Source organism: Luteibacter aegosomatissinici (genome assembly GCF_023078495.1).
Classification (GTDB): domain Bacteria; phylum Pseudomonadota; class Gammaproteobacteria; order Xanthomonadales; family Rhodanobacteraceae; genus Luteibacter; species Luteibacter aegosomatissinici.
Map to the genome: position 1 here is coordinate 1,317,370 of NZ_CP095742.1, position 23,972 is coordinate 1,341,341.

A 23,972-nucleotide genomic window follows, 5' to 3' on the forward strand; every position below is an offset into this window, starting at 1 on the left:
GGATGCGGCGCCGGGCCCAGGACCGGCGCCGCATCGTTAGTCCGCGGGCCGCACCAGGCGCAGCTCGGTGCTGAGGACACCCGGCAAGCCGCGTAGCGTTCGCATCAGGTCGGGCAGGGCACGCACCCGCCATTCGTCGCCCAGCTCCAGACTGGCCTGGCCCACGCTATTGCGATAGCCCGCGAGCATTAGTGGCGTACGGCCGCCGCGGAAACCCATCAGCGCGTGTTTCAGGTGCTTTGGGAACTCCTCATCGACACCGTTGAGCTTCAACGTCAGCAGGCGGCCGAAGTGCTCCATGGCGTCCGAAAGCGAGTAGGCCTTGCGTGCGCGCAGTTGGTACCCTCCGGCGAAATCGTCGATGCGCAGGCCGCCTTCCACCACGATGATGTTGCCGCGGGTGAGCAGCGGCGCCGCATCGGTGAATACTTCGCGGAAGAAACTGGTTTCGAGCAGGCCCGTGGCATCTTCGATCTGCACGAAGGCGTCGCTATCGCCGCGCTTGCGCATGCCCACGACCATGCCGGCCACCGTCCACGGCGTTTCCGGGCTGCGCCGGAAGCGGCTGCCTTCCTCGTCATCGTTGCGGCGTGGCTTGGGCGGCTGGTAGCGGTGCGGGATTTCGCCGATCGGGCAACTGGATAGCTGCGAAAGCTCCGTTGTCCACGGGTCGGTCGGGTGGCCGGACAGATAATGGCCAAGCGTATCGTGCTCACCCTGCAGCAATTGCTCCAGCGGCCATTCCGGCACGGAGCCGGAAAGCTCGATGATGCTCGGTGCTTCGGCATCGCCGAAGGCGTTGCCGAAGATATCCACCTGGCCGGAGGCACGATTCTTCGCCTCCTGGTCGGCAGCGCGCATGGCTTCGGGGATGTGCGACACCAGCGTGGCCCGGTTCTCGCCCAGGGCATCGAGCGCACCGGATTGCACCAGCGCTTCCATCACACGCTTGTTGAGCTTGTTAGAACCGATGCGCTGGCAGAAGTCCACCAGGCCCTTGAACGGGCCACGTGCCTTGCGTTCGGCGGCGATTTCCTCGCAGATGCCCTGGCCCACGCCCTTGATCGCGCCCAGGCCGTAACGCACCACACGCGGCTCAACGGCTTCGAACATCCACTCCGATGCGTTGACGTCCGGCGGTAGCACCTTGATACCGATCGCACGCGTTTCATCGAGGAAGGTGACGGCCTTCTCGGTGTTATCCATGTCCGACGAGATCGTCGCGGCCATGAACTCGGCGGGGTAGTGCGCCTTCAGCCACGCGGTCTGGTAGGACACGAGCGCATAGGCGGCCGCGTGCGATTTATTGAAGCCGTAGCCGGCGAACTTCTCCATGAGGTCGAAGATCGAATCGGCCTTGTCACCGTCGATCCCGTCCTTGGCGGCACCTTCGCGGAATGTCGCGCGGTGCTTCACCATTTCCTCGGCTTTCTTCTTACCCATGGCGCGGCGGAGCAAGTCGGCGCCGCCGAGGGTGTAACCCCCCACGATCTGCGCCATCTGCATCACCTGCTCCTGGTAGACCATGATGCCGTAGGTCTCTTTCAGGATGGGCTCGACGCGCGGGTCCGGATACTCCACGGCTTCCTTGCCATGCTTACGGGCGCAGAAGCTGGGGATCAGGTCCATCGGGCCCGGGCGGTACAGTGCCACCAGCGCGATGATGTCCTCGAAACGGTCCGCCTGAGCCTCTTTCAGCATGCCCTGCATGCCGCGCGATTCGAGCTGGAAGACGGCGACGGTCTGCGCCTTCTTCAGCAGGTCGTAGACCTTGGGGTCATCGAGCGGCAGGGTATCGATGTTCAGCGGCTCGGTGCCTTCGGTGGCACGGCGCTTGTTGATGGCCTTCACGGCCCAGTCGATGATGGTGAGCGTGCGCAGGCCGAGGAAGTCGAACTTCACCAGGCCCACGGCTTCGACGTCGTCCTTGTCGTACTGCGTCACCACGCCTTCGCCGCTCGGTTCGCAGTACAGCGGGGCGAAATCGGTGAGCGGGGTGGGCGCGATCACCACGCCGCCGGCGTGCTTGCCAGCATTGCGGGTGAGGCCTTCCAGGCTCAACGCCAGGTCGATCAGCGTGCGCGACTCTTCCTCGGTTTCATAGATGTCGCAGAACTCCTTCACCACGCGCTCGGGTTCTTTCTTCGACTTCTCGGTGCGGCCCAGGGCATCGCCCAGGGTGAGGTCGAGCGGGCGGGCGGGAATGAGCTTGGCGTGGCGGTCGACCTGGCCGTAGCCCATGCCGAGCACACGGCCGGAATCGCGCAGCACCGCCTTCGCAGCCATCGAGCCGTAGGTGATGATCTGGCTGACGTGGTCGCGGCCGTACTTGCGTGCGACGTAGTCGATCACCTCATCGCGGCGATCCATGCAGAAGTCGATGTCGAAGTCGGGCATCGACACGCGTTCGGGGTTGAGGAAGCGCTCAAACAGCAGCTCGAACTGGAGCGGATCCAGGTCGGTGATCTTGAGAACCCATGCGACGAGCGAACCCGCGCCGGAACCACGGCCCGGGCCGACGGGGATCCCGTTATCCTTACCCCAGCCAATGAAGTCCGCCACGATCAGGAAGTAACCGGGGAACCCCATGCGGATGATGACATCCACTTCGCGATCGAGGCGCGCCTGGTAATCCTCCAGGGTCTTGCCCGGCGCGAGCGGATTCACCGCCAGCCGCTCCTCAAGGCCCTTCTGGGCCTGCTCGCGGATGTAGGTGTCGAGCGTGTGGCCTTCGGGCACCGGGAAATCGGGCAGGTAATACGTGCCGAAGGTGAGTTCCAGGTTGCAGCGCTTGGCCAGCTCGATCGTGTTCTCGAGCGCCTCGGGAATATCGGCGAACAGTTCGGCCATTTCCTCGGCCGACTTGAAGTATTGCTCTTCGCTGTAGAAACGCGGGCGCTTGGGGTCGGCCAGCACACGGCCCTGGTTGATGCAGGTACGCGCCTCGTGCGACTCGAAGCCCGAGCGCTCGAGGAAGCGCACATCGTTGCTGGCGATGACCGGCAAGCTCCGCTCGCCGGCCAGGGCCATGGCGGCGCGCACCCAGTTTTCTTCGTTTTCGCGACCGGTTCGGGTCAGTTCCAGGTACAGGCGCTGGGGGAACAGGTGCTCAAGCAAGCCCAACCGCGCACCGGCGGCCGGCAACCCGGCGGAAAGGGCGATGCGCGCGACCTCGCTTTCGCGGCCTGCGAACGCGATCAGGCCGGTCACCGCTTCGGCGGTGAGCCAGTTGGCATCGACCAGCGCACGGCCGCTGCCCTGGCCTTCACGCCAGGCGCGTGAGACCAGCCGCGACAGGTTGAGGTACCCATCGCGGTCCTGGCAGATCAGGGTAAGGCGCCACGGGCGCGGGTCATCCGGGCTGGAAACCCAGATATCGCAACCGCCGATGGGCTTGATACCCGCCGCCACGCACTGCTTGTAGAACTTCACCAGCCCGAACATGTTGTTCTCGTCGGTCAGTGCGACGGCCGGCACGCCGGCGCGCACGCACGCGGCGATCAGCTGCTTGATGCGGATCGTCGAGTCGACCAGCGAGTATTCGCTGTGGAGGTGGAGGTGGGCAAAGCGGACGGTCATGCGGGGTGCCGGTTCAGGCCATGGGAAAGGCTAACCGGGAGTGGGGGTGGGAACAAGAATTGACAGGCGGGAAAACGGCCGTGCGGTGCAGTGGCCGGGCCCGTGACGGCGGAAGCCGCGATGTCGTGTAGGGCATTGCCGCGGCAGCGGCCGCCGGTAGTAATCCCATCCGCGTATTCGGCTACAAATGGGTCGGGCTACGTTGTGACGCCCCGCTGGCTGGACGGCCGGTGTCCCCACCCGAGAAGGAACTTCCCCATGTCCAAGCGATATCTCGCCGCGCTCCTGCCCCTGTTGAGCGCTGCCGCGTTCGCACCCACCGCGAACGCCACGCCACCCCATGCACCGTTGCCGGGCTGCACAACCTCCATTGGCGCCCACCTGGCAACCGGGTGCTACATGCGCGGTACGTGGTACGGGGGTGGCGCGGGGGGCATCCCCTCGAAGGAGCCGCTGGTCGTCACCCGGCGCCAGGCCGCCACGGCCCGCGCCATCGTGCCGCTCGATGCGTCGACCGAAGGGTCCCGACTGACGTACGCGGTGAAATTCAACGCACGCATGGAGCGGGGCCAGGGTTTGTTCGACAACAACCTGACGGTGAAGGTCTGGCTCGCGGATGACAAGAACCAGCATGCCATGGCGTTACGCGAGGTCCAGCTCTCGGTCGATCGCCATGGCATGGGCTATATCACCGTCGAGGCGCCGGGCAGGAAGACCGGCTACCAGCCGCACTACGTATACGTCAGCTTCGCTGCGCTCGGTAACGCCTACGCCGATCCCGCCATCGACAACGGGGCGGCGATCAGGATCAAGGATGTGGAGTTCAGCATCTATCCGACCCAGTCGTAAGCCGTCTGGCGTCAGCGCGTGTGCGCCTCAGGGTGGTCGATGAACCACAGGCCGGCGAACAGCTTGGCGTCAATGGAAAAGCCCTCCGCCGCGCGATCGAACAGCCACTTGCCGGCTTCGGCGCGCGGCACTTCATGCACGATGATGTTCTCGGTGTCGTCGCCGCCACCGGCCCCGACCTTCTCCAGGTCCCACGCCCGGGCGAACGCGATCATCTCGGTACTCATGCCCGATGACGACGGGCCTTCATGCACGAACTCGATGCGGCCACAGCGGTAGCCGGTTTCTTCTTCGAGTTCGCGCTCCGCCGCCAGCAAGACGTCCTCGTCCTCGGCACCTTCCAGGTCACCGACCAGGCCTGCGGGCATCTCGATGGTGTTGGCCAGGATCGATACGCGGTACTGCTCGACGAAGATCACCTTGTCGTCGGGCGTCACCGCCAGGATGATCACCGCACCACCCGGATTGTTCCGCGCTGCGTATTCCCACCGGCCGCGCTTCTTCAGGGTCAGCCACTTGCCCGTGTACAACGTCTCTTCAGGCAGGCTGGCGTCATCAGGGATGGGCGAGGCGTGGGGCAGCGGGCTGGTCTGCATGGCGGGCTCCTTGGGCAATCCGGCAAGTATCGTCGAAAAACGATCTCGGCCGTGTGACGCCCGCGGCGCGCTCCTTCAGTCTTAAAGCAGGGCGCGCAGGCGGCTTCGGGTCATGGGGCCAAAGCGGATGCGCTCGCAGAGCTCATCCACGGCCGAGGCATCGCCCTGGCGGCGGCTTAGCGCATCGGCGGTTTCGGCCACCGCTACGTCCAGCGCGATACGCGTGAGCCGGCGGTAAAGCAGCGCCAGTTCGCCATGTTCGCGCAGCCGGGCGGCGCACGCCGCCGCGCCCCGAATGCGCAGGTAGGGCACTTCATCGATACGTTCGAGCAACGCATCCAGGCTGCCGAAGTGTGCAAGCAGGGCGGCGGCCGTTTTGCCGCCGATGCCCGGTACGCCCGGGATGTTATCGACCGCATCGCCACACAGGGCCAGGTAATCGGCAACCTGGTGCGGGTGCACACCCAGCTTGTCGAACACACCAGCCGCGCCCCAACGAACATCCTTGGCGAAATCCCACTGCTGGTCGTGTTCGCCCAGCAACTGGCCAAAATCCTTGTCGGCCGACACGATCACGCCGCGGAACCCATGCACGCGCAGGCCCCACAGGGCGCTGCCGATCAGGTCATCGGCTTCGTACTGGTGATCGTTGAGGACCGTGATGCCCAGCGCCGCGGATATCTCACGGCACAGTGCAAACTGGCGCACGAGCTGGGGCGGCGGCAGCTCGCGGTTGGCCTTGTAAGCCGGGTAGATCGCGTTACGGAACGAGGTGGTCAGCGAGGCATCGAACGCGACGGCGATGTGCTCGGCGCGGCTGCGTTCGAGCAACTCACACAGGAAACGGGTGAAGCCGTGTACGGCGTTGACCGGCTCACCCTCGTGGTCATGGAATTCATCGGGCATGGAATGCCATGCCCGGAATACATACAGGCTGCCATCCACGAGGTGGACGGTATCGCTGCCGGTCACGGCTGCCATGCGCTCACGATATCGTCGTAGGCCGGGCGATCGCGTTCCGGCGCTTCCATGCCGGGCGTACCCACGTGGATGAAGCCAATGACGTGCTCGTTCTTTTTCATGCCGAGCAGCTTTGCCACATCGCGGTCGTAGGCGGCCCAACCCGTGAGCCACTGCGCCCCGTAGCCGAGGGCCTGCGCCCCCAGCAGCAGGTTGTAGGCGACGCAGCCCGCGGTAAGGTTCTGCTCGAGTTCGGGCACCTTGCTGTCGGCGTCGATCCGGGCGGAAACCACGAGCACCAGGGGCGCATGCTCGTAGCGGCGCTGTTCCTTCTCGCGCTTGGATTCGGAAAGATCGGGATTGGCGGCGATCGCCATGTTCGCCAGCGTGTTACCGAAGCTGCGCTTGGCATCGCCGCGCAGGATGCGGATACGGAATGGCTCGAGCTTGCCGTGATCAGGGACGCGGATCGCGGCCTCGATCAGGCGGTGCAGGGTGGCGTCGTCGGGAGCGGGTTCGCCGAGCTGGCGCGAGGGCACGGAACGGCGGGCGTTAAGACTATCCAGGTTGGGCTGGTTCATCCGCCCATTTTACCACCCGCTCCTGCACCCATGTATCCAGAAGACCGGGTTAGCGGTCGCGAGGGGGCGGGGGCGGCGGCAGGGCGTCGTTCGGGCCCAGGTGATCCAGCGCCTGGCGGCGCTGTTCCGGGGTCTGGTTGCGCCACTGTTCCACCAGGGCGCGACGCTGGTCGGGCGGCAGGGTACGGAAACGCTCGAAGGCCTCATGCAGCTTCTGCCGCTGGTCGGGCGAAAGATCGTTGAACTTCTGCTGGTTGCGGCGCGCCTGCGCGCGTTCTTCCGGCGTCATCTGCTGCCAGTGCGCGATGCGGTCGCGGATTTCCGCGCGCCGCTCGGGCGGCAACCCGCGCCAGCGCTGGGCCTTATCCAGCATGCGTGATTGCCGCTGGGGCGGGAACGTATCCCAGTCCTTCGCCAGTGGCGAGAGAATGTCCTTTTCGTCCGCAGACAGCTGGCTCCACGGGCGCGGTGGCGGCAACGGATGGTGGTCATCCGGCCCTTGCCAGTCGTTTGATGGCGGCGGAGGGGCGGCCTGCGCGCTGGCGGCCAACGGCGTGCCGAGCATGAGCAGCATGGCAAGGGGAAGAGCGAGGCGGCGCATGGTGCTCACTTGTTGTTCCGGGCCTGGCTACCGGTGTCGTTATACGCAAGCCAGCTGTAGAACTGCAGGTCCTGGTAAAGCGCCGGGTCGGTGTTATCGGCGTCCGGTGGCAGATCGGTCGGGTCGGTGGCGTCCATGGCCTGAAGGGCGGCGGGCGGAGCCGACGACGAGCCACCAAGCGGCTGCCACACCATGAGGGTGGCAAGGGCGACAACGGCGAACGCGCTGGCGGGGATCAGGATACGGCGGGCAGTGGTGTGCTGGGCAGGGCTGGACAGCGCCGTGCGCCGTGCAGCGCGCAGCCGCCCGGCCATGGCCGGGTCCACGTCACGGCTGGCGCGCAGGTAAAGATCCCTGGCCCGGCGTTCAAGTTCACGATCGTGCTGGCTCATCGCCATGCCTCCAGTTGCTCGCGCAGCGCATGCATCGCGCGCGAAAGATGTGTCTTTACACTACCGTCCGAGCAGCCCATGGCCTGGGCGGTTTCGGCGACATCCAGGCCTTCCATGATGCGCAAGGTAAACGCCTCGCGCTGGCGTCGCGGTAATTTGCGAACCGCTTCGACGATATCGCCGTAGGCTTGCGAATCCTGCAGCCTTACCGACGGGTCGGGCGCGTCATCGGCCGGTTCCCAGGCGGGAAGCTCCGCTCCATCGTCGTCGACGCCGCCACCGATCCAGCCCACGACGATCGAGCGAACCTTGCGGCGGCGCTGCAAATCGACAATGCGCCGGCGGAGGATGCCCCAGAACAGCGGTGTCCATTCCTGCGCGGGCTTTTCGCCGTAATGCCTTACCAGTCGTAGCATCGCGTCCTGAACCGCATCCAGCGCGTCATCGCGGTTACCAAGATGGATCTCGGCCATGCGCCACGCCCGGCGCTCGATCGCGGCCAGGAACGCATCCATGCTGGCCGGGATATCGCGCAGGTCCTCGAGGGGGGCACTGTCGAGCGCGAGCGAGCCGTTCACGGCTTTCTCCGCGTCGTCGGTCTTGCCATCCTCGTGCTCCATACGGCCTGGTTTCACCCTGCTAAACGCGGTCGGCGACCGCTGGTTGACGTGCCATGGCTGGGTATCTTCCAACGTAGGCATTTACCGCGGGTGAAGTCAGCCACGGCGGCGGCCCAGCGGCCAGGCCACCAGGGCGGCGAGGATCGCACCGGCCACGTACAGGCCAAGGTCGGCCGGCCCCTGGGCCAGGCGGGCGAGGGACACCAGCATGGCCGGCCCCGCATCGGATATGGCCCGCGCGAAGCCCACCCCCATCATGCCGGCGATGGTTGCGGCAGCCACGAGGCAGCCGACGTATGCGGAGGCGAGGAGCGTGGCGCCGGCGGCCAGGATGGCGCCCGGGACGCCTTCGAACCGGAGCCAGCGGCGTACGACATAGCCCAGGGCCCATCCCACGGGCAAGGCCAGCGCGGGCAGGGCGCGGCCAAACATCATGGAGGGGACCATCCACGTCGCACCGGCGGCAAAGCCGAACAGGACGGCGCCGAGCAGGCCAGAGACGACATTGATGAGGCGGCGGATGGGGCTAGCCACCATGGCAGGGAATCGGAAGGCGCATGGGAACCGGGGCAGGGGAAACGCCCGCATGATAGCGGGCCGGGGCCTTACGCGCTCTTGAGGGCGGCACCTGCCGCCCAAACCTTGCAGGGTGGATGCTGACCGCCGGGCCCCGGCGGGCGCATAATTGACGACTTTGCGGCCCCGGGGCCGCCCCCACAGGACACCCATGAGCGGTTTCAGCCTCAGCAGCGAGCCCTTCACCCTCGAACGTGACTGCCAGGCGGTCATGGTGCCGCAAGGTGAGACGGTGACGCTCCCGGCCGGCCAGATCGGCTACATCACCCAGGCCCTTGGCGGCAGCTTCACCGTGTACGTGGAGGGCAATCTGTTCCGTATCGCCGGCAACGATGCCGATGCGCTCGGTAAGGAGCCGCCGCGCGCCATCGAGCTGCCAGCGGATGCCTCCGACGAAGACGTCGAAAAACTGGTGTGGCAGCAATTGCGCACGTGTTTCGATCCGGAGATCCCCATCAATGTGGTGGAGCTCGGGCTGGTGTATGACGTCAGCCTGGAAACCAGTGACGAAGGCAGCCGCAAGGCGTACGTGAAGATGACGCTGACCGCGCCCGGGTGCGGCATGGGCGACATCCTCGTGGATGACGTGCGCACCAAGCTTGAACTGATCCCGACGGTGATGGAAGCCGACGTCGACCTGGTGTTCGATCCGCCCTGGAACCAGTCGATGATGTCGGACGCCGCGAAGCTCGAAACCGGGATGCTCTGAGCCCCGCTCAGAGCTCGAGAAGTTCCACGCTGCATGCCGCGTTGTACGCGGCCATCGCGGCGATGGTCGCCGGTGAAGCATGCAAAACCGGCAAGTGCCCTGGGGCCAGTTTCACTTCAAGGCAGACGTGCGCGTCCAGTTCCATCATCCGGACAAGCTGCACGATCGTGTCCCGCTCCGGCGCCAGGCGCAGCAGTAACTCGCTGATCGCCGTATCCACGGAGTAGGTGCGCTGCGGCGGCAGGGTGACGCTCCAGCCGTAGGCCCGCCGGGCCACGTCGGTGCCTTCCTCGGCATCGCCTTTTTGCCAGCATTGGCCGCCTTCGATCTGGAATTCACGTACGAGATGGTCGAGCACGTGCCGTTCCGAGGTAAGACGGAACGAGGCGCTCACCACCGGCGTGCGCAAGGCGAGGTCGGCGTCGATATCGAGCATGGTGCTGGCCATCGTGGTTCCCCTTATAACGGCAGCGCCGGTGCGCCCCTTCCGTTTCGTGCATAGCATCGCGTTTTTTCACGACCTAGGGAAACCCCTAGGTAGTCGACCGCTATATCTTGCGATACGTTGACAAGGACTTTCGGTCTGGGGGGATCGCAAGTCACACGGGCATTCGCGCTGCGGCGCGAAATCATCATCGTTCGGAATGTGGTCCACCACGGCCGCAATGGCTTCGTGTTGCCCATTCCCGGAGGAGGAACGTAATGGCAAGTCATGTTCGCTTGAAACTCCTGGCGGTTGCCGTCGGCATCGCCGCCACCTCGGCCGCTTCCGCGGCGACCGAGCAGGCGCTGCGCGCGCAGAACCTGGGAGCCGCGCCGGCCAGCCAACTGGCCACGAAGCTTGGCCTTTCCGCCGACAATGCGTTCGTTGCGAAGAACGCATTGCCTACGGTAAAGGGTACGCAGACCGTGCGCATGCAGCAGACCTTCAAGGGCGTACCGGTCTACGGCCGCAGCATTGCCGTGGAGCAGGATGCGCAGGGCAACGCGCTGGTCGCCGACGGCGTCGTCTCGTCGGATTTGCAGGTGGACCTGGCCTCGGTGGCACCGAAGCTGGACCAGGCCGCGGCGGTGGCCGTGCTGACCCGGCAGGCGACGACCTTGCGCAGCGCGGCGGTCAAGCCGGAAAACGCCAAGGCAGACCTCTATGTCTACCCGGGCGATGGCGCGCCGGCACGCCTGGTGTACCTCACCTCGTTCTTCAACGGCGGTGACCACCCGTCGCGCCCCACCGCGATCGTGGATGCGAACACCGGTGAAGTGATCAAGCAGTGGGATGGCCTGACCTACGCCGATGCCACGGGCCCGGGTGGTAACGGCAAGACTGGCCAGTACACATGGGGCGCCAATGGCTTGCCGGCGTTGAACGTGACCCAGTCGGGCACCACGTGCACGATGCAGAACACCAACGTCAAAACCTACAACATGAAGAAGGCGACCTCCGGCAGCGGCACGCTGTGGAGCTTCACCTGTCCCACCTCCAGTGGCGATGCGGTGAACGGAGGCTATGGCCCGATCAACGATGCCCACCACTTCGGTGGCGTGGTGCACGACATGTACAACTCGTACACGGGTGCGCCGCCGCTCAACCAGGTGCTGATCATGAAGGTGCACTACGGCTCGAGCTATGAGAATGCCTTCTGGGATGGCAGTTCGATGACGTTCGGCGATGGGGCCAGCACGTTCTATCCGCTGGTGGCGCTGGATGTCACCTCGCACGAAATCAGCCACGGCTACACCGAGCAGCACTCCAACCTGGAGTACGACGGGCAGTCGGGCGGCATGAACGAGGCGTACTCGGATATCGCGGGTGAAGCGGCGGAGTACTACGACCGCGGCACCAACGATTTCCTCGTGGGCGCCGATATCGTGAAGAGCAGTGCGGGCATCGGTACGGCGCTTCGCTATATGTGTAACCCGCCGCAGGATGGTGGTTCGATCGGCAACGCATCGGATTACTACAACGGCCTGGATGTGCACTACTCGTCGGGTGTGTACAACAAGGCGTTCTGCCTGCTGGCGAAGACCAGCGGCTGGGATACGGTGAAGGCGTTCAAGGCGTTTGCTCGCGCGAACGCCGTGTACTGGACGGCGACGTCGACCTTTAACACCGGCGCCTGCGGTGTGGCCAGTGCGGCGACCGACCTGGGCTATGCAGCGGCTGATGTGGTCGCGGCGTTCAATGGCGTGGGTGTGGCGTGCTCCACCGGTGGTGGTGGCGGTACGGGCACGGCGCTGCAGAACGGTACGGCGAAGACGGGCCTTTCGGGTACGTCGGGCCAGGAGCTGAGCTATACCGTGACGGTGGCGGCGGGTGCAAAGAACCTGGTGATCGCGACGAGCGGTGGCACGGGCGATGCGGACCTGTATGTGAAGTTCGGTTCGGCCCCGACGACGTCGAGCTATAACTGCCGCCCGTATAAGACGGGTAATGCGGAGTCGTGCAGCTTTGCGACGACGCAGGCGGGCACGTACTACGTGAAGGTGCGTGGTTACTCGTCGTTCTCGGGCGTTTCGCTCAAGGCGACCTGGACGCCGTAAGCCCCACAGCAAACGTGTCACTCCCGGGAAAAGGGCCAGACTTTGTCCTGGCCCTTTTCTTTTGGGCTCGCCTTCGGCTTCGCGCTAGTGAATCGGTTCATTCGCTTTCGCGAATGCATGTTTCTAGCGGCTTGCGCCGCCTCGCTCTTGAGGTTTTGAGGCCGAGAGCCGTCGGTGCCCACCCTCGCTGCTCAGACAAGTCTCCAGCGTTCGACAAGGATGCCGCTACGCGGCCATGTACTTAATTGGCCTACGGCCGCGAACCGGCCGCCGTGAGGGGCTTTTCGACGAGACGTCCTGTCTTGTCAAAGAGGAACGGCCATCCATGGCCGTCCCCCTGCGGGCTATTCCCTCCCGTCGGCCTCGCCTCCGAAACTCGCCTCGAGGGTGGGCCCCGACGGCTCTCTTCACCCATGAGGTGGCGTGATGGGCGAGCTCGTATCTCGTGACGCCATGCCGTTGTAGGAGCAACTGTCTTTAGGCAGTCCTCCACTCGGCCTGATCACGGACCATCGCATTGATGGCCGTGATTAGCTGTCGCATGCAGGCCACGACCGCCACTTTTGCGACTTTCCCACGCGCTCGTAGCGCGTCGTAGCGGAGCTTAAGAGGGCTGTTCGTGGCGTTGATAGCCGCCCAGGTGGCCATGTAGAGCACTCGCCTGACGATCCAGCGGCCGGCGCGTACGCGTCGGGGGCCGTTGCGATGGCCACTTTGATCAACGTACGGCGCGACGCCGACCAGAGCAGCGACCTGCTTGCGGTCCAGCTGGCCCAGCTCCGGTAGGTATGCGATGAGCGTGGCCGCGGTCACCGGTCCGATGCCCGGGACGCTGCACAGGCGGGAGTGCGGATCGACCGCCTGCATGGCTGGCTTGATCGCCTGATCCATGGCCGCGATCTGCGCCTTCGCCGCCTCGATCATCGCTTGGAGAGCGCGTTGCGCGGCGGGTAACGTCGCCTGAGCCAGCCGGCGGCGATTGTCATCGCGCTGGCTCACCAACTGCTGGCGGCAACGTACCAGATCGGCCAGTTGCGCCCGTTCGGGCGGTGTCGGCTGGTAGGGCTCCGGATCGATGGTCTTGGCCATGCGGGCCAACGTTAAGGCATCGATCTTATCGTTCTTGGCGAGGTTTCCAAGCGCTGCGGCATATGCCCTGGACCGGTGCGACGCCAGGCGCGTCACCTGGTAGCCGGCTGCCGCCAAGGCTTCCACGATGGCCCGTTCGTAGCCTCCTGTCGCCTCCAGCACGATGTGCTCAACGGCACTGGGAGACAACACCTTCAGCAGCCTTTCCCGGCCCACCGGCGTATTGGCGAAGCGCTCGTGACGCCTGGTCGATAACCAGACCACATCCAGTGTGGCCTTTCCCACATCAACACCGATATGCATGCCCATGGCGTCTCTCCGGAGTAGGATCGGGAGTGAGAGCACCTCCACCAGCCCCGGCTTGTGAATTCGAGGTAGGACTCGAGCAACTGTTCGGGCTTGGTGAAGGGAGTGCGGCAGCCCTTGCTCCTACACGTGCTCCTGGCACCGGCCATCATCGGCTTGCCGCACTCCGCTCTCACCCATCAGCCTACGCCGCGGCAAAGACACAAGGCCACCCTGTGGCCGACAGCTTTCGAGATACCGCCGCAGGGCCTGCGCGCTCGGCGAAAAGATGTCGCCCACTGGGTGGGCTCCTACATGGGGTACCGCGATTTGCGGAACGGATGCGCCCTGCTCGTGCAGGCGCGTGCTTGCACGCGATCAACCGACGCGGCGATGACGCCGCAACCCATCAACGCGCGACGGCCACCACGTTCGCCGGCAGCTGCGACGGGCTGGCCGTGACAAACGACCCCATCGCCAACACGCAGGTCAGCACGGCAGCAACGAAGAAGGACTTGAGCAGGAAGGTTTCAGCTTTCATGGCAATGCTCCGTGAGGTGGATAAGGTGGGGCCAGGCCCCGTTACCCGAGACGTTGCATCCGCCGTGCCAACCCAAACCACAACCCACAAACGGCGCCACGACGCCGTTTCCGCCGATCCACGCCACACAACCACGCCTGTCCGCGGACGAAGCCGCTGTCCGCTCATACCTGTCCGAACGCACCAATCTGCCCGCAGACAACGCCGCGGCTCTCCCACCACTCAACCTCATGAGTCAAAAGAGCCGTCGGTGCCCACCCTCGAGGCGAGTTCCGCACAAGAGAGCGGCCGTAGGCCAGCCTTACATCGGGCTGGCCCATGGCTCGCTAACGGGGCGGCGGTTGTAGGAGCGCACCTTGTGCGCGAATCAAAGGCGCGGCGGCGCAGCCGCAGCATCCGACGCGAGGGTGGGCACCGACGGCTCTTCGCCTCAAGCCCACAAGAGCGAGGCGGCGCAAGCCGCTGGTCACATGCATTCGCGAAAGCGAATGAACCGCTTCGCTAACGCGAGGCAGGGCATGAAAGCACGGCGCCGATCGCGAGATGCGCAGCACACGAACGGTGCAAGCCTACACATGGAAACGGGCGCCATCATCTACGCCGGGCCAAGGCCGATGCCTACCGTGGTACCTCCGCCCCACGGAGCCCACCCCATGTACCGACGTTGTCTTCTGCTCACCCTCGCCATGCTTGTCACGGTGCCTGCCAGCGCCACGCAATTCATCGTACGCTTCGCCGATTCCGCATCCGCCGCGGCAGCGCGCCAATCCGACGAACCCACGACACGCCACAAACGCGCGATCGATGCCGGCCAGCCCAGGCATATCGCCACGCTCGCAACGGGCGCCGACGTCTTCGATATCGAGGATGGCAACCCCGCGCACTTCGCGCGACTCCCCGGTATCGTCAGCGTGGAAGAGGATCGCATCATCCGTCCCGCCGCGTTGCCCGATCCGCTCTACTCACGCCAGTGGTCATTGCATGATCCCAAGGCAGGCATCGATGCCGAGGTCGCCTGGAAATACACGCGCGGCGAGGGTGCCGTCATCGCCGTCCTGGATACCGGGAGTACGCCGCACCCGGACCTCGATGGTCAACTGCTCCCGGGCTACGACTTCATCAGCGACGAGGCACGTGCGCGCGATGGCGATGGGCGGGATGCCGACCCTACGGATGAAGGCGACTGGGAAGATCCCGGCGATTGTGGGCGTCGTATTGGCGCCCGCTCGTCATGGCACGGCACGCATGTCATGGCACTGGCCGGCGCGCGACGCGGGAACCGCCTGGGCATCGTCGGCGTGGCGCCGGAGGCGAAGATAATTCCCGTGCGCGTACTGGGTCATTGTGGCGGCCGCCTTTCGGACATGATCGATGCGTTGTCATGGGCCTCTGGTGGCGAGGTCCGCGGCGTGCCCGCATTGCTGCGCCGCCCGGATGTCATCAACCTGAGCCTGAGCACGGCGGGAGCGTGTGGCGAAGCGCTCGCGGATGCGCTGGCGCAGGCGCGAGCACGAGGCGTCGCTGTGGTCGTGGCCGCGGGTAACGAAGGCGTAGCCGCTGCCGCCTTCGCGCCCGCGAACTGCCCCGGGGTGATTACCGTGGCCGGGCTGGATCGCCACGCATCGTTGGCGTGGTATTCGAACCACGGTGACAGCGTGACGTTGGCTGCACCGGGCGGATCCCTGAGCGGCCTGCGCACCGACGATCTCATTTCAGCCATCGACCAGGGCTCGCGTACCCACTGGCGTGGTGTGTTCGGCTACATGGCAGGAACATCGATGGCCGCGCCGTTGGTCAGCGGCGTGGTGGCGTTGATGCGCTCGGCCGACCCCGCGCTCGATGTGGCGGCCCTCACCAGGCATCTGGTCGATAACGCGCGGCCGGCACGCTGCCCGCACACCTGCGGTGCGGGCATGCTGGATGCCGGCGCGACACTGGATGCCGTTGCGGAGGAGCGAGCGCGCCGTTAGACGGCTTCGAAGCGGTTCGCGTCGCGATTCTTGCGTACTTTCTTCGGATCCCACACGCGGCCGTTCATGGCGATGTACACGCCATCCTCCAGCGACTGCACGGCGCCGACGGCGCAGCCGATGTTGAACACGGCATCGGAGCCCTGGAAGCGCGCGGGGTTCAGCGCACCGGTGAGGACGATCACCTTGCCCGGGATACCCTCGAGCACGGCGGCCGTCTCGACCATCGTGTCGGTGCCATGGGTGACCAGCACGTGGCGGTGCGGCTGGGCTTCGATGGTGCTGCGCATGAGCGCGCGATCTTCGTCGGTGACGTGCAGGCTGTCCTTGCGCAGGATGGGGATCACGTCGAAACGGAACGCCACGCCCAGCTGGGTCAGGATCTCGCCGATCTGCGGGGAGCCGATCTGGTAATCCGACTTGTCATCGAAGTAGACCTTGTCGATGGTGCCGCCGGTGGTGACGATGGTGAGATGCTGCATGGACTGACCTGGGAAGCGTGGCGAAGCGGGCGGCCATTCTACCGCCCCGGCGGGGTTTACGTGGCAGGCGCGCCCGTGGCGAGCAGGATATCGTCGTCGTTGGCGGGCAGGGCGAGGCGATCGAGGCCCCGCGCCATGAACCGGCGGCACGCGGCAGCGGGGCGTGAATCGCCTGCCGCATGTCCCCAGCCGGCCGAACGGGCCAGGAGGGCCGCGGCCATGCAGCGCGCCAGGGTGAAGGCGATGCCGCGGGCCGAGGCCTCCAGCGATGCCCGGTCGCCTACCACGTCCCCCAGCAGGGCTTCGGTGGTATCGAGCGTCGCCAGGATCATCTGGCGTTCGGCCGAATCCCCAGGAAGCAGCTGTTGCACCGCGGTTCGGAGCGGGGCGACGCCGCTGGCGCCCAGCGCGCGCAGCATATCCAGCGACAGCACGTTGGTGGTGCCTTCCCAGATCGCATAGACCTGCGCGTCGCGCAGCAACTGGGGCAGGCCGGTGTCTTCGATATAGCCTGCGCCGCCGAAGCACTCAAGCGCTTCGGAGACCACGCCGATCGATGCCTTCGCGGTCCACAGTTTCGCCAGCGGCGTGAGCAGGCGAAGCAGGGCATGCTCGTGCACCTCGCCCTCGTTACGCTCGGTGCGCCCGAGCAGTTCAGCGACATAGAACGCGAGCGAGAACGCCCCTTCGAAGGTGGCCTGCATGTCGGCGAGGGTTCGCGCATGCAGCGGCTGGTCGATCAGGCGCAGGCCGAAGGCACTGCGCCTCGTGGCGTAGTCGCGTGCGAGCGCGATGGCGCGGGCCATGCTGGCGACGGCGCATACGGCATTCCACGTACGTGTCACGTTGAGCATCGGTGCTACCTGGCGCACGCCATGCTCGAGGCTACCGACCGGGGTGGCGGGCAGGCCGTCCAGATGGATCTCCGCGGTAGGCAGTTCGTGGGTGCCCAGTTTCTTTTTCAGGCGGTCGATCGTGATGCCCTGCCAGGCACCGTCCTCACCCTTTGTTTCCACATAGAACAATGCCAACGCCGATGTGCCGGTGCCCGCGCCCTCCGGGCGTGCCAGGGCCAGCGCGGCCTCGCCGACCACGGCCGAGCTGAACCACTTGCGTCCGTGCAGGCGCCACTGGCCACTGGCATCCTGGCGCGCGATGGTTTCAGTGCGGCCCACGTCGGAGCCACCGGGTGTCTCTGTCATCCACTGGCCCGAAAGCCAGAAGGTCGATGCATCGCGGCTAAGAAAATGCGGTAACGCGCGTTCGATCACGGCCTGGTTACCCGAGGCTTTCAACGCCGTCGCCGCGCCATCGGTCATGGCCAACGGGCAGCAGTAGAACTCGCTGGCGGGGTGATAAAGATACACGCGCGCGAATTCTTCCACGCGCGACCAGGGCGATTCGCCATGGCCGGAAGCCAGTACGGCGTGCCGCGTGGTCATGCCCGGGCCTTCTTCCCACGCGGGCGTGAGGGCGATGCGATCCACGCGCGCACCCCAGGCGTCCCATTGGGTCAATACGGGTTCGGTGCGGGGCGTGCGCTGGCGTCGGTCGTAGGCATCGAGTGCGTAATCACCCAGGGCATCCAGGTCGGGCGCGCACGCGGCAAGCCGATCGACCGGCAAGACGTTGCCAAGCCATGCATCCAACACGCGATCTTCGCGAAACGGGTGCGCCAGCCGCGGCGCGTCCTGCAGGAAACCCATCGTGGCACCTCTCCATTGGCAGACCGCCCTAGGGTGCACCGTGCGGGCGCGTACGTCGATACGCTGCGCAGCATCGGACGGCGGGGCTACCGGCGACGTACGCCGGCGCCGAGCGTCCCGATCAACAGCAGGCACAGCACGATCTCCACGAACGCCAGCCAGCGATCACCCGTGGAACTCCACGCCTCGGAGACGCCGTGGCAGAAGTAGAACAAGGCCAGGATGCCCACCCACAACAGGGCCCTGGTGACATTGCGCAACGCCAGCAAGGGCAGCAGCAGTGGCGGCACCGTGATCAGCAGCGCGACCCAGACCGGGATGGAAACGGGCGGGTAGGCCGTGTACCAAAGCAGCTGCACGCCCAGCAAAGCCGCCCACGCACCAAGGCCGGCCTTCTGCAGGCCCGTCACGCCATGCGTCATGCCGGAGTGCCAAGGCGGCGGGCCACGTCGGCCAGGCGCTTGCCCAGCGCGCGGGCGAGCTGGCGCTCGTCTTCGCTGATGTCGTTATCGCCGCGGTGCCCGGCCACGTGGCTTGCGCCATACGGCGTGCCACCGCTGGTCGTGGTGGAAAGAAGGGGCTCGGTGTAGGGAATGCCGACGATCAGCATGCCGTGGTGGAGCAGGGGCAGTGCCATCGAGATCAGGGTCGCCTCCTGGCCGCCATGCATGGTGCTGGTCGAGGTGAACATCGCCGCCGGCTTGCCTGCCAGTGCGCCCGAGGCCCACTCGGCACCCGTGGTGTCGAGGAAGTACTTGAGCGGCGCCGCCATATTGCCGAAGCGTGTCGGGCTGCCGATGGCAAGGCCCACGCACTCCACCAGGTCGGCCCGGGTCACGTACGGCGCACCTTCGTCGGGCTCGGGTGGCATGGCCGTCTCCGTCACGGGCGCCACCGGCGGCACCTGGCGCAGGCGGGCGCGCATGCCGGGCACCTCCTCGATGCCGCGGGCGACAAGGCGGGCGAGCTGGGCCGTGTGGCCGGAACGGCTGTAGTAGAGTACGAGGATGTCGTGAGACATGGACGGGCGCCTTTTGGAAGGCGCTAGTCTCGCAGAACTACGAGGACGTTCCCAATCTTCCGGGACCTACAAAGGATGCCCATGCCGCGCTTCGATCGCGACCGCGCCTTGAGCTTCACCCGTTTCACCTGGCTGCGCTTTGTTGACGACAAGTGCTTCGAGACGGCTGGCGCGCTGTCGTACACCACGCTGGTATCGCTGGTGCCTCTCACCGTGGCCGTGTTCGCCATCCTCTCTGCGTTTCCGGTGTTCGCCGAATGGCGCGGTAGCCTGGCCAACTATGCATTCCAGAACTTCGTGCCCGCCACGGGCATCAAGATCCAGGAATACATGCTGGCGTTCGCCGACAAGGCCAGCCAGCTCACCGGCATTTCCATCCTGGTGATGCTGTTCAGCGCCGTCTCGATGATGGTCAGCATTGAGGATCGCCTCAACCGGATCTGGCGCGTGCGCAAGCCGCGTGGGTGGGGTTCGCGCCTCTTGCTGTATTGGGCGGCACTGACGCTCGGCCCCATCCTGGTGGTCGGTGGCCTCGTGCTGTCGTCGTACCTCACCGCGTTGCCCATGCTGCACGAGGCGGCGGACCAGATCGCCACGCAGGGCGGCTTGCTGAACCTGCTGCCCTTCGTCATCACGTTCATCACCCTGGTACTCATGTACACCATGGTGCCGAACCGCCGCGTCTCGTGGCGGCACGCGGCGATCGGTGCGTTGCTTGGCGCCATCCTGTTCGAGTTCGCGCGCTGGGGCTTCACGGAATTCATCCGCAATGCACCGACGTATGAAGAGATCTACGGCGCACTGGCAGCCATCCCCATTTTCCTCCTGTGGATCTACCTGTCGTGGATCATCGTGATCCTCGGGGCATCCATCGCCGCGTCCATCTCCGCCTTCGAATACACGCGACCGCATGATGCGTTGCCGGAGGGGGCCGAGTTCATCGGCTTGCTGGTGGTGCTGCAGCATTTCGTCAACGCCCAGCGCACCGGCGATAGCGTGGACCCGGCGACCGTCCGGCTCAACGAACCCTACCTGCCGAGCAACGCGATCGCGTGTTATTTCGAGGACCTGCAGCGGGCGGACATGATCCAGCGCTGCGAATCCGGTGGCTGGATGCTTAGCCGCAGCCTGGATGCCACCGAACTGATGCGCGTCTACCGTTGCACCCAATACCGCCTGCCGCTGCACCCACGCGAGCAGGTCGACCGGCTGGGCATCCGCCTGCCGCCCGACCTGATGGTGCTGCTGGACCAGCTCGCCGTGGCACTCGATGCCACGCTGGGCGCCCGGCTCGATGAACTCTTCCCACCGCCTACCGTCCCCAACGAGGATGTCACCGCATGATCCCGCGTCTTATCGCCGCCCTGGCGCTTGCCGTTGCCGCGCCCGCCATGGCGTCCACCACCACACCCGAACTGAAGGTCACTACGCTGGACGGCAAGCCGTTCGACCTGGCCGCGCAGCGCGGCAAGTGGGTGATCGTGAATTACTGGGCTACCTGGTGCGTGCCCTGCATCAAGGAAATGCCGGATATCTCGGCCTTCGTGCAGTCGCGCAAGGATGTCGTCGCCATTGGCCTGGCTTTCGAGGACACCGATGCGAAGGATATTCGCGCGTTCCTTGCCAAACACACCGTGGTGTATCCCATCGCCCAGGTCGACGTGATGGCACCGCCCAAGGATTTCGATAGCCCGAAGGGCCTACCGACCACGTTCCTCATCGCGCCGGATGGCCACGTGGCCAAGCGCTTCGTGGGCCCGGTGGATGCCGCGAAACTCAATGAGGCGATTGCCAAGGGGAAATGAGAATGAACGCTGCGCGCTTCATCGTGAGGGGCAAGGTGCAGGGCGTTTTCTTTCGTGCATCGGCGCGCGAGGAGGCCGTGAAGCTCAAGCTCACCGGGCATGCCCGCAACATGATCGATGGCAGCGTGGAGGTGGTGGCCTACGGTCCGGCTGCGGCCATCGACCAGTTTGAGGTGTGGCTGCACGATGGGCCGCCCACGGCCACGGTCGAGGAATTGTTCCGCGAGGAGATTGGTGTGCACGACGTGCCGACCGATTTCCTCACGAAGTAGCTGTCTTACGGCCCCGTGGCGTTCGCGGGCTTCGCCTCGAACGTCACCGGCAGCGTCGTGCCGTCGGAGAGCGAGAACGTGACGACGACCTTGTCGCCCGGGTTCACCGGGTGTTTCGGCTGCATCAGCATGACGTGGTAGCCACCCGGTGCGAAGGCGACCTTGCCCTTCGCGGGCACAGGTACCTTATCGACCATTTCCATGCGGCCCATGCCGGTTTCCGTGCTGCTCTTGTGGATCATGGCGTCACCGTAGTCGGCGCTTTCGGCGCCGGTCACGGCCACACCCTTGTCCGAGCTGTTTTCCAGCGTGACATAGCCGCCGGCGGGCAGGCCGCCCGGCAACACCCTGATCCAGGCGCCGCTAGCCTTGACCGCGGTGGTATCGGCCGCATTCGCGGCACTGGTGGCGAGCAGGGCAGTAACGAGCAGCGTGCGCATCATCACGGTCAAGGCTCCGTGGCGGTGAGGAGGTGGAGGTCGTGGACGATATCGTCCTGGGAGGCCGACGGCGTGGCGAGAAGGCGTGCCTTGCCGTTGCCATCGAAAATATAGATCGCGGAGCTGTGGCTCACTTCGTAGTTGCCATCGCCACGGTCCGGCTCGCGGGTGAACGCCGAGCGGTAACGTTTCGCCAGTGCTTCCACATCCCCTTGTGAACCCACCAGGCCCACGGCGCGCTTGTCGAACGCGTTGACGTACGCGTGCATGACCTGCGGCGTGTCGCGTGCCGGATCGACGCTGACGAACAGGATCCGGACCTTGTCGGCCGGTGCGCCCAGGCGATCCAGCACCACGTGCAGTTGGGTGAGGGTCAACGGGCAGACATCCGGGCAATGCGTGTAGCCGAAATACATGATGGCTACCTTGCCGCGGAAATCCGCGCCGGTAACGGCCTTGCCGTTGTCGTCGGTCAGGCGGAAATCCAGATCGGGCAGGTGGCCGGCCACATCATTGAGCCGCCATTCCGGCTGCGGCTCGCGCTGGCAGGCAGCCAGGGGCAGCAGGGCGGCGAGGGCGAGCAGGGCCAGCAAGGCCCGGCGGCACAGGGACGGCTTCATGCGACACTCCGGGGAACAATCCGCCGAAGCATACGCCACCCTGCTGCGCTGACGGCAGGGCGGCCCCTGGGAACTGCCCGAATGCGACAACCTGTCAACGCCTCCACCGCTTTCTCTGTCGGCCTTGCCGGCGCCAGTGCGGTGGCCTTTGGTGCCTTCGGCGCACATGCCCTGCGCGGCGTGATCGATGCCGATGGCCTCGCTATCTGGCACACCGGCGTGGAGTACCACTTCTGGCACGCGCTCGCGCTGTTCGCTGCCGTCCTTGGCTTGCCGGAAGGGCGTGCGCGAAGGGCTGCGGTCGTGTTGTTCGGCGCCGGCATCGTGGTGTTTTCAGGCAGCCTTTACGCGTTGGCGCTTGGCGCGCCGCGCTGGTTCGGCGCGATCACGCCCATCGGTGGCGTGGCGTTTATCGCAGGGTGGATCGCCGCCGCCTTCGCATTACGACGGCCTTTGTAGGAGCCCACCTGTGATGGCCGGCCTTTTCTGGACCACCCAGTAGGAGCAAAATTTCCTGCGAGGTGATCCATGGGTTTCAAGATAATTTCGCCGGCCATCAAGGCTGAGGCTATTCGACTGGTGGTTGAGGCGGGCTATAGCGCGCCTCAGGCCGCGCAAATAACCGGTGTGGGTCCCACAGCGTTAAGGCGCTGGGTGGAGGAGTGGCGACAGCAGCAGGCCGCGATCCCGGCCACGACAGCCGCCCAGGCGCTCCTCATCGAAGAGCTCAGGGAGCAACTGGCGGCTTCAGAAAGAGCGCGCGAGGTCCTTGCCGAGGAGCGCGATGTCCTAAAAAAACAGTTGCCCTCTCACCTCGCAAAAATCTTGAAGCCGCGCAGGTCATCAAGAAGGTGAGAGGGACGCTGTCGATTCGACGCACGCTGGCGATTCTGGGCTGGCCGCGCAGCAGTTTTTACGCCAAGCCCAGGCCTCCGGCACCCGTGAGTCACGCGCTGGCCAAGGCCGCGCGCAGGATTCATCGCGCGAGCCGCGGCCACCTGGGCGCACGAATGATGTCCAAGCACCTGCGTGAGAAGGGCTTTGATCTGGGACGGGAAAAGGCGGCAACGCTCATGCGTCGCCTGGATCTGCCTCGGCGAAAAAGGCGCTTCAAGCACTATGCCCGCAACACCAAACCCGCACCGGCTGGCAACGTCCTGGCTCAGCAGTTTGATCCTGCCCACGCCAATGTCGTCTGGGCCGGGGACATCACGTTCATCCCCACCAGGCAGGGGTGGCTGTACCTCGCGATTGTCGTTGACCTCTTTTCCCGCCGAATCATCGGCTGGGCGACCAGCACCGTGGCCGACACGCGACTGGCGCTGGAAGCGAGTCATTTGGCTTTCGCATCGCGCGAGCCCGCGCCTGGCCTGATTTTTCATACCGATCAGGGCTGTCAGTACACGTCCGATGCGTTCGTCTCGCACCTGGCCGCACGCGGCACGATCCAAAGCATGAGCAGGAAGGGCAATTGCTGGGACAACGCCGTCGTGGAACGGATATTCCGGTCCCTCAAGCATGAGTGGCTTGAGGAGGACGTCCTATCCAGGGATGAGGTTCGGGCCGACGTGATCGACTTCGTGGCCCGGTACTACAACCACGAGCGGCTACACTCCACGCTCGACTATCTTCCGCCCGCCGAATTCGAACGGCGGGCGGCTATCCGCTCCTAGTGGGTGGTCCAGAATAGGCCGGCCATTACAACCCTGTGGGCGACGGCGTTTCGCCTTGTCGTGA

Annotated in this window: 27 protein-coding genes; 10 read left to right on the forward strand and 17 right to left on the reverse strand. The window is 65.5% G+C overall.

Annotated features, from left to right (window positions below; genetic code table 11):
* Nucleotides 1-36 precede the first annotated feature (36 nt).
* Nucleotides 37-3,579 carry a DNA polymerase III subunit alpha gene (gene dnaE, locus L2Y97_RS05790; RefSeq protein ID WP_247434165.1) on the reverse strand — a complete coding sequence of 1,181 codons (3,543 nt, stop codon included), beginning with the start codon at nt 3,577-3,579 and terminating at the stop codon, nt 37-39.
* A gap of 258 nt (nt 3,580-3,837) precedes the next feature.
* Here dnaE and L2Y97_RS05795 point away from each other — a divergent pair, with 258 nt between their 5' ends.
* Nucleotides 3,838-4,428, forward strand: a complete 591-nt coding sequence (locus L2Y97_RS05795) for a hypothetical protein (protein WP_247434168.1) — start codon at nt 3,838-3,840, stop codon at nt 4,426-4,428.
* 11 nt (nt 4,429-4,439) lie between these two features.
* Here the strand turns inward: L2Y97_RS05795 and L2Y97_RS05800 are convergent, their stop codons facing one another.
* The 7 genes from L2Y97_RS05800 to L2Y97_RS05830 all read right to left on the reverse strand — a co-directional run bounded on the left by L2Y97_RS05800 (nt 4,440) and on the right by L2Y97_RS05830 (nt 8,715).
* Nucleotides 4,440-5,024 (reverse strand): NUDIX hydrolase, encoded by a 585-nt coding sequence (locus L2Y97_RS05800; RefSeq protein WP_247434172.1) that lies wholly within the window; start codon nt 5,022-5,024, stop codon nt 4,440-4,442.
* A gap of 81 nt (nt 5,025-5,105) precedes the next feature.
* The gene (locus tag L2Y97_RS05805) at nt 5,106-6,005 is read right to left on the reverse strand and encodes a 5'-3' exonuclease (RefSeq protein WP_247434175.1); all 900 of its coding nucleotides are present in this window, start codon (nt 6,003-6,005) and stop codon (nt 5,106-5,108) included.
* A complete protein-coding gene (locus L2Y97_RS05810; protein ID WP_247434178.1) occupies nt 5,993-6,565 on the reverse strand; it encodes a nitroreductase family protein in 573 nt (190 codons plus the stop codon). Before L2Y97_RS05810 ends, L2Y97_RS05805 begins: the two co-directional genes overlap by 13 nt.
* Nucleotides 6,566-6,614: 49 nt before the next feature.
* On the reverse strand, nt 6,615-7,166 hold the full coding sequence (locus L2Y97_RS05815) for a DUF3106 domain-containing protein (RefSeq protein WP_247436713.1): 552 nt from the start codon (nt 7,164-7,166) through the stop codon (nt 6,615-6,617).
* Between the two features lie 5 nt (nt 7,167-7,171).
* On the reverse strand, nt 7,172-7,558 hold the full coding sequence (locus L2Y97_RS05820) for a hypothetical protein (protein ID WP_247434181.1): 387 nt from the start codon (nt 7,556-7,558) through the stop codon (nt 7,172-7,174).
* On the reverse strand, nt 7,555-8,178 hold the full coding sequence (locus tag L2Y97_RS05825; protein WP_425492826.1) for an RNA polymerase sigma factor: 624 nt from the start codon (nt 8,176-8,178) through the stop codon (nt 7,555-7,557). The genes L2Y97_RS05820 and L2Y97_RS05825 overlap by 4 nt, the downstream gene beginning before the upstream one ends.
* Nucleotides 8,179-8,274: 96 nt before the next feature.
* Nucleotides 8,275-8,715 carry a hypothetical protein gene (locus tag L2Y97_RS05830; RefSeq protein WP_247434184.1) on the reverse strand — a complete coding sequence of 147 codons (441 nt, stop codon included), beginning with the start codon at nt 8,713-8,715 and terminating at the stop codon, nt 8,275-8,277.
* Nucleotides 8,716-8,905: 190 nt separating this feature from the next.
* Between L2Y97_RS05830 and sufT the strand changes: the two genes are divergently transcribed.
* Nucleotides 8,906-9,463 (forward strand): putative Fe-S cluster assembly protein SufT, encoded by a 558-nt coding sequence (sufT, locus tag L2Y97_RS05835; protein WP_247434186.1) that lies wholly within the window; start codon nt 8,906-8,908, stop codon nt 9,461-9,463.
* 7 nt (nt 9,464-9,470) lie between these two features.
* On the opposite strand, the gene L2Y97_RS05840 is transcribed toward sufT, so the two are convergent.
* Nucleotides 9,471-9,911 carry a DUF4279 domain-containing protein gene (locus tag L2Y97_RS05840; RefSeq protein WP_247434189.1) on the reverse strand — a complete coding sequence of 147 codons (441 nt, stop codon included), beginning with the start codon at nt 9,909-9,911 and terminating at the stop codon, nt 9,471-9,473.
* 254 nt (nt 9,912-10,165) lie between these two features.
* Between L2Y97_RS05840 and L2Y97_RS05845 the strand changes: the two genes are divergently transcribed.
* Nucleotides 10,166-12,004 (forward strand): M4 family metallopeptidase, encoded by a 1,839-nt coding sequence (locus L2Y97_RS05845; protein ID WP_247434192.1) that lies wholly within the window; start codon nt 10,166-10,168, stop codon nt 12,002-12,004.
* 477 nt (nt 12,005-12,481) lie between these two features.
* Here the strand turns inward: L2Y97_RS05845 and L2Y97_RS05850 are convergent, their stop codons facing one another.
* A complete protein-coding gene (locus tag L2Y97_RS05850) occupies nt 12,482-13,402 on the reverse strand; it encodes an IS110 family transposase (RefSeq protein ID WP_247427771.1) in 921 nt (306 codons plus the stop codon).
* Between the two features lie 385 nt (nt 13,403-13,787).
* On the reverse strand, nt 13,788-13,919 hold the full coding sequence (locus L2Y97_RS22340) for a hypothetical protein (protein WP_256452057.1): 132 nt from the start codon (nt 13,917-13,919) through the stop codon (nt 13,788-13,790).
* A gap of 653 nt (nt 13,920-14,572) precedes the next feature.
* Here L2Y97_RS22340 and L2Y97_RS05855 point away from each other — a divergent pair.
* Nucleotides 14,573-15,889, forward strand: coding sequence for a S8 family serine peptidase (locus L2Y97_RS05855; protein WP_247434194.1), 1,317 nt, complete (start codon nt 14,573-14,575; stop codon nt 15,887-15,889).
* Here the strand turns inward: L2Y97_RS05855 and L2Y97_RS05860 are convergent.
* From L2Y97_RS05860 to wrbA, 4 genes are all read right to left on the reverse strand, one after another.
* Nucleotides 15,886-16,371 carry an asparaginase domain-containing protein gene (locus tag L2Y97_RS05860; protein ID WP_247434197.1) on the reverse strand — a complete coding sequence of 162 codons (486 nt, stop codon included), beginning with the start codon at nt 16,369-16,371 and terminating at the stop codon, nt 15,886-15,888. The genes L2Y97_RS05855 and L2Y97_RS05860 overlap by 4 nt on opposite strands.
* Nucleotides 16,372-16,427: 56 nt before the next feature.
* Complete coding sequence (locus tag L2Y97_RS05865; RefSeq protein ID WP_247434199.1) at nt 16,428-18,077, reverse strand: acyl-CoA dehydrogenase family protein; 1,650 nt, start codon at nt 18,075-18,077, stop codon at nt 16,428-16,430.
* 86 nt (nt 18,078-18,163) lie between these two features.
* Nucleotides 18,164-18,499, reverse strand: a complete 336-nt coding sequence (locus L2Y97_RS05870; RefSeq protein WP_247434202.1) for a DUF2069 domain-containing protein — start codon at nt 18,497-18,499, stop codon at nt 18,164-18,166.
* Nucleotides 18,496-19,098, reverse strand: a complete 603-nt coding sequence (wrbA, locus tag L2Y97_RS05875) for an NAD(P)H:quinone oxidoreductase (protein WP_247434204.1) — start codon at nt 19,096-19,098, stop codon at nt 18,496-18,498. The genes L2Y97_RS05870 and wrbA overlap by 4 nt, the downstream gene beginning before the upstream one ends.
* A gap of 81 nt (nt 19,099-19,179) precedes the next feature.
* Between wrbA and L2Y97_RS05880 the strand changes: the two genes are divergently transcribed.
* From L2Y97_RS05880 to L2Y97_RS05890, 3 genes are read left to right on the forward strand one after another with little or no spacing between them, the layout of a single operon-like run.
* Nucleotides 19,180-20,442, forward strand: coding sequence for a YihY family inner membrane protein (locus L2Y97_RS05880; protein ID WP_425492827.1), 1,263 nt, complete (start codon nt 19,180-19,182; stop codon nt 20,440-20,442).
* Nucleotides 20,439-20,903 (forward strand): TlpA family protein disulfide reductase, encoded by a 465-nt coding sequence (locus L2Y97_RS05885; protein ID WP_247434210.1) that lies wholly within the window; start codon nt 20,439-20,441, stop codon nt 20,901-20,903. Before L2Y97_RS05880 ends, L2Y97_RS05885 begins: the two co-directional genes overlap by 4 nt.
* Before the next feature lie 2 nt (nt 20,904-20,905).
* Nucleotides 20,906-21,175, forward strand: a complete 270-nt coding sequence (locus L2Y97_RS05890) for an acylphosphatase (protein ID WP_247434212.1) — start codon at nt 20,906-20,908, stop codon at nt 21,173-21,175.
* A gap of 5 nt (nt 21,176-21,180) precedes the next feature.
* Here L2Y97_RS05890 and L2Y97_RS05895 read toward each other — a convergent pair whose 3' ends face one another.
* Complete coding sequence (locus tag L2Y97_RS05895) at nt 21,181-21,618, reverse strand: copper chaperone PCu(A)C (protein ID WP_247436717.1); 438 nt, start codon at nt 21,616-21,618, stop codon at nt 21,181-21,183.
* A 5-nt stretch (nt 21,619-21,623) separates the two neighbouring features.
* Nucleotides 21,624-22,235: an SCO family protein gene (locus L2Y97_RS05900; RefSeq protein WP_247434215.1), complete on the reverse strand. Its 612-nt coding sequence runs from the start codon at nt 22,233-22,235 to the stop codon at nt 21,624-21,626.
* An 81-nt stretch (nt 22,236-22,316) separates the two neighbouring features.
* Here L2Y97_RS05900 and L2Y97_RS05905 point away from each other — a divergent pair, with 81 nt between their 5' ends.
* From L2Y97_RS05905 to L2Y97_RS05915, 3 genes are all read left to right on the forward strand, one after another.
* A complete protein-coding gene (locus L2Y97_RS05905; RefSeq protein ID WP_247434218.1) occupies nt 22,317-22,694 on the forward strand; it encodes a DUF423 domain-containing protein in 378 nt (125 codons plus the stop codon).
* A 69-nt stretch (nt 22,695-22,763) separates the two neighbouring features.
* Complete coding sequence (locus tag L2Y97_RS05910; protein ID WP_247429570.1) at nt 22,764-23,090, forward strand: transposase; 327 nt, start codon at nt 22,764-22,766, stop codon at nt 23,088-23,090.
* On the forward strand, nt 23,087-23,908 hold the full coding sequence (locus L2Y97_RS05915; protein ID WP_247429573.1) for an IS3 family transposase: 822 nt from the start codon (nt 23,087-23,089) through the stop codon (nt 23,906-23,908). The genes L2Y97_RS05910 and L2Y97_RS05915 overlap by 4 nt, the downstream gene beginning before the upstream one ends.
* The last annotated feature ends 64 nt before the right edge of the window (nt 23,909-23,972 follow it).

Bases quoted from the DNA above. Each gene is read 5' to 3' on its own strand.
- L2Y97_RS05870 (WP_247434202.1), bottom strand. From the start codon at position 18,499: ATGACGCATGGCGTGACGGGCCTGCAGAAGGCCGGCCTTGGTGCGTGG.
- L2Y97_RS05805 (WP_247434175.1), bottom strand. From the start codon at position 6,005: ATGGCAGCCGTGACCGGCAGCGATACCGTCCACCTCGTGGATGGCAGC.
- wrbA (WP_247434204.1), bottom strand. From the start codon at position 19,098: ATGTCTCACGACATCCTCGTACTCTACTACAGCCGTTCCGGCCACACG.
- L2Y97_RS22340 (WP_256452057.1), bottom strand. From the start codon at position 13,919: ATGAAAGCTGAAACCTTCCTGCTCAAGTCCTTCTTCGTTGCTGCCGTG.
- sufT (WP_247434186.1), top strand. From the start codon at position 8,906: ATGAGCGGTTTCAGCCTCAGCAGCGAGCCCTTCACCCTCGAACGTGAC.
- L2Y97_RS05845 (WP_247434192.1), top strand. From the start codon at position 10,166: ATGGCAAGTCATGTTCGCTTGAAACTCCTGGCGGTTGCCGTCGGCATC.
- L2Y97_RS05810 (WP_247434178.1), bottom strand. From the start codon at position 6,565: ATGAACCAGCCCAACCTGGATAGTCTTAACGCCCGCCGTTCCGTGCCC.
- L2Y97_RS05910 (WP_247429570.1), top strand. From the start codon at position 22,764: ATGGGTTTCAAGATAATTTCGCCGGCCATCAAGGCTGAGGCTATTCGA.
- L2Y97_RS05820 (WP_247434181.1), bottom strand. From the start codon at position 7,558: ATGAGCCAGCACGATCGTGAACTTGAACGCCGGGCCAGGGATCTTTAC.
- L2Y97_RS05800 (WP_247434172.1), bottom strand. From the start codon at position 5,024: ATGCAGACCAGCCCGCTGCCCCACGCCTCGCCCATCCCTGATGACGCC.
- L2Y97_RS05840 (WP_247434189.1), bottom strand. From the start codon at position 9,911: ATGGCCAGCACCATGCTCGATATCGACGCCGACCTCGCCTTGCGCACG.
- L2Y97_RS05880 (WP_425492827.1), top strand. From the start codon at position 19,180: ATGCCGCGCTTCGATCGCGACCGCGCCTTGAGCTTCACCCGTTTCACC.
- L2Y97_RS05860 (WP_247434197.1), bottom strand. From the start codon at position 16,371: ATGCAGCATCTCACCATCGTCACCACCGGCGGCACCATCGACAAGGTC.
- L2Y97_RS05855 (WP_247434194.1), top strand. From the start codon at position 14,573: ATGTACCGACGTTGTCTTCTGCTCACCCTCGCCATGCTTGTCACGGTG.
- L2Y97_RS05895 (WP_247436717.1), bottom strand. From the start codon at position 21,618: ATGATGCGCACGCTGCTCGTTACTGCCCTGCTCGCCACCAGTGCCGCG.
- L2Y97_RS05850 (WP_247427771.1), bottom strand. From the start codon at position 13,402: ATGGGCATGCATATCGGTGTTGATGTGGGAAAGGCCACACTGGATGTG.
- L2Y97_RS05865 (WP_247434199.1), bottom strand. From the start codon at position 18,077: ATGGGTTTCCTGCAGGACGCGCCGCGGCTGGCGCACCCGTTTCGCGAA.
- L2Y97_RS05815 (WP_247436713.1), bottom strand. From the start codon at position 7,166: ATGCGCCGCCTCGCTCTTCCCCTTGCCATGCTGCTCATGCTCGGCACG.
- L2Y97_RS05900 (WP_247434215.1), bottom strand. From the start codon at position 22,235: ATGAAGCCGTCCCTGTGCCGCCGGGCCTTGCTGGCCCTGCTCGCCCTC.
- L2Y97_RS05795 (WP_247434168.1), top strand. From the start codon at position 3,838: ATGTCCAAGCGATATCTCGCCGCGCTCCTGCCCCTGTTGAGCGCTGCC.
- dnaE (WP_247434165.1), bottom strand. From the start codon at position 3,579: ATGACCGTCCGCTTTGCCCACCTCCACCTCCACAGCGAATACTCGCTG.
- L2Y97_RS05905 (WP_247434218.1), top strand. From the start codon at position 22,317: ATGCGACAACCTGTCAACGCCTCCACCGCTTTCTCTGTCGGCCTTGCC.
- L2Y97_RS05890 (WP_247434212.1), top strand. From the start codon at position 20,906: ATGAACGCTGCGCGCTTCATCGTGAGGGGCAAGGTGCAGGGCGTTTTC.
- L2Y97_RS05830 (WP_247434184.1), bottom strand. From the start codon at position 8,715: ATGGTGGCTAGCCCCATCCGCCGCCTCATCAATGTCGTCTCTGGCCTG.
- L2Y97_RS05885 (WP_247434210.1), top strand. From the start codon at position 20,439: ATGATCCCGCGTCTTATCGCCGCCCTGGCGCTTGCCGTTGCCGCGCCC.
- L2Y97_RS05825 (WP_425492826.1), bottom strand. From the start codon at position 8,178: ATGGAGCACGAGGATGGCAAGACCGACGACGCGGAGAAAGCCGTGAAC.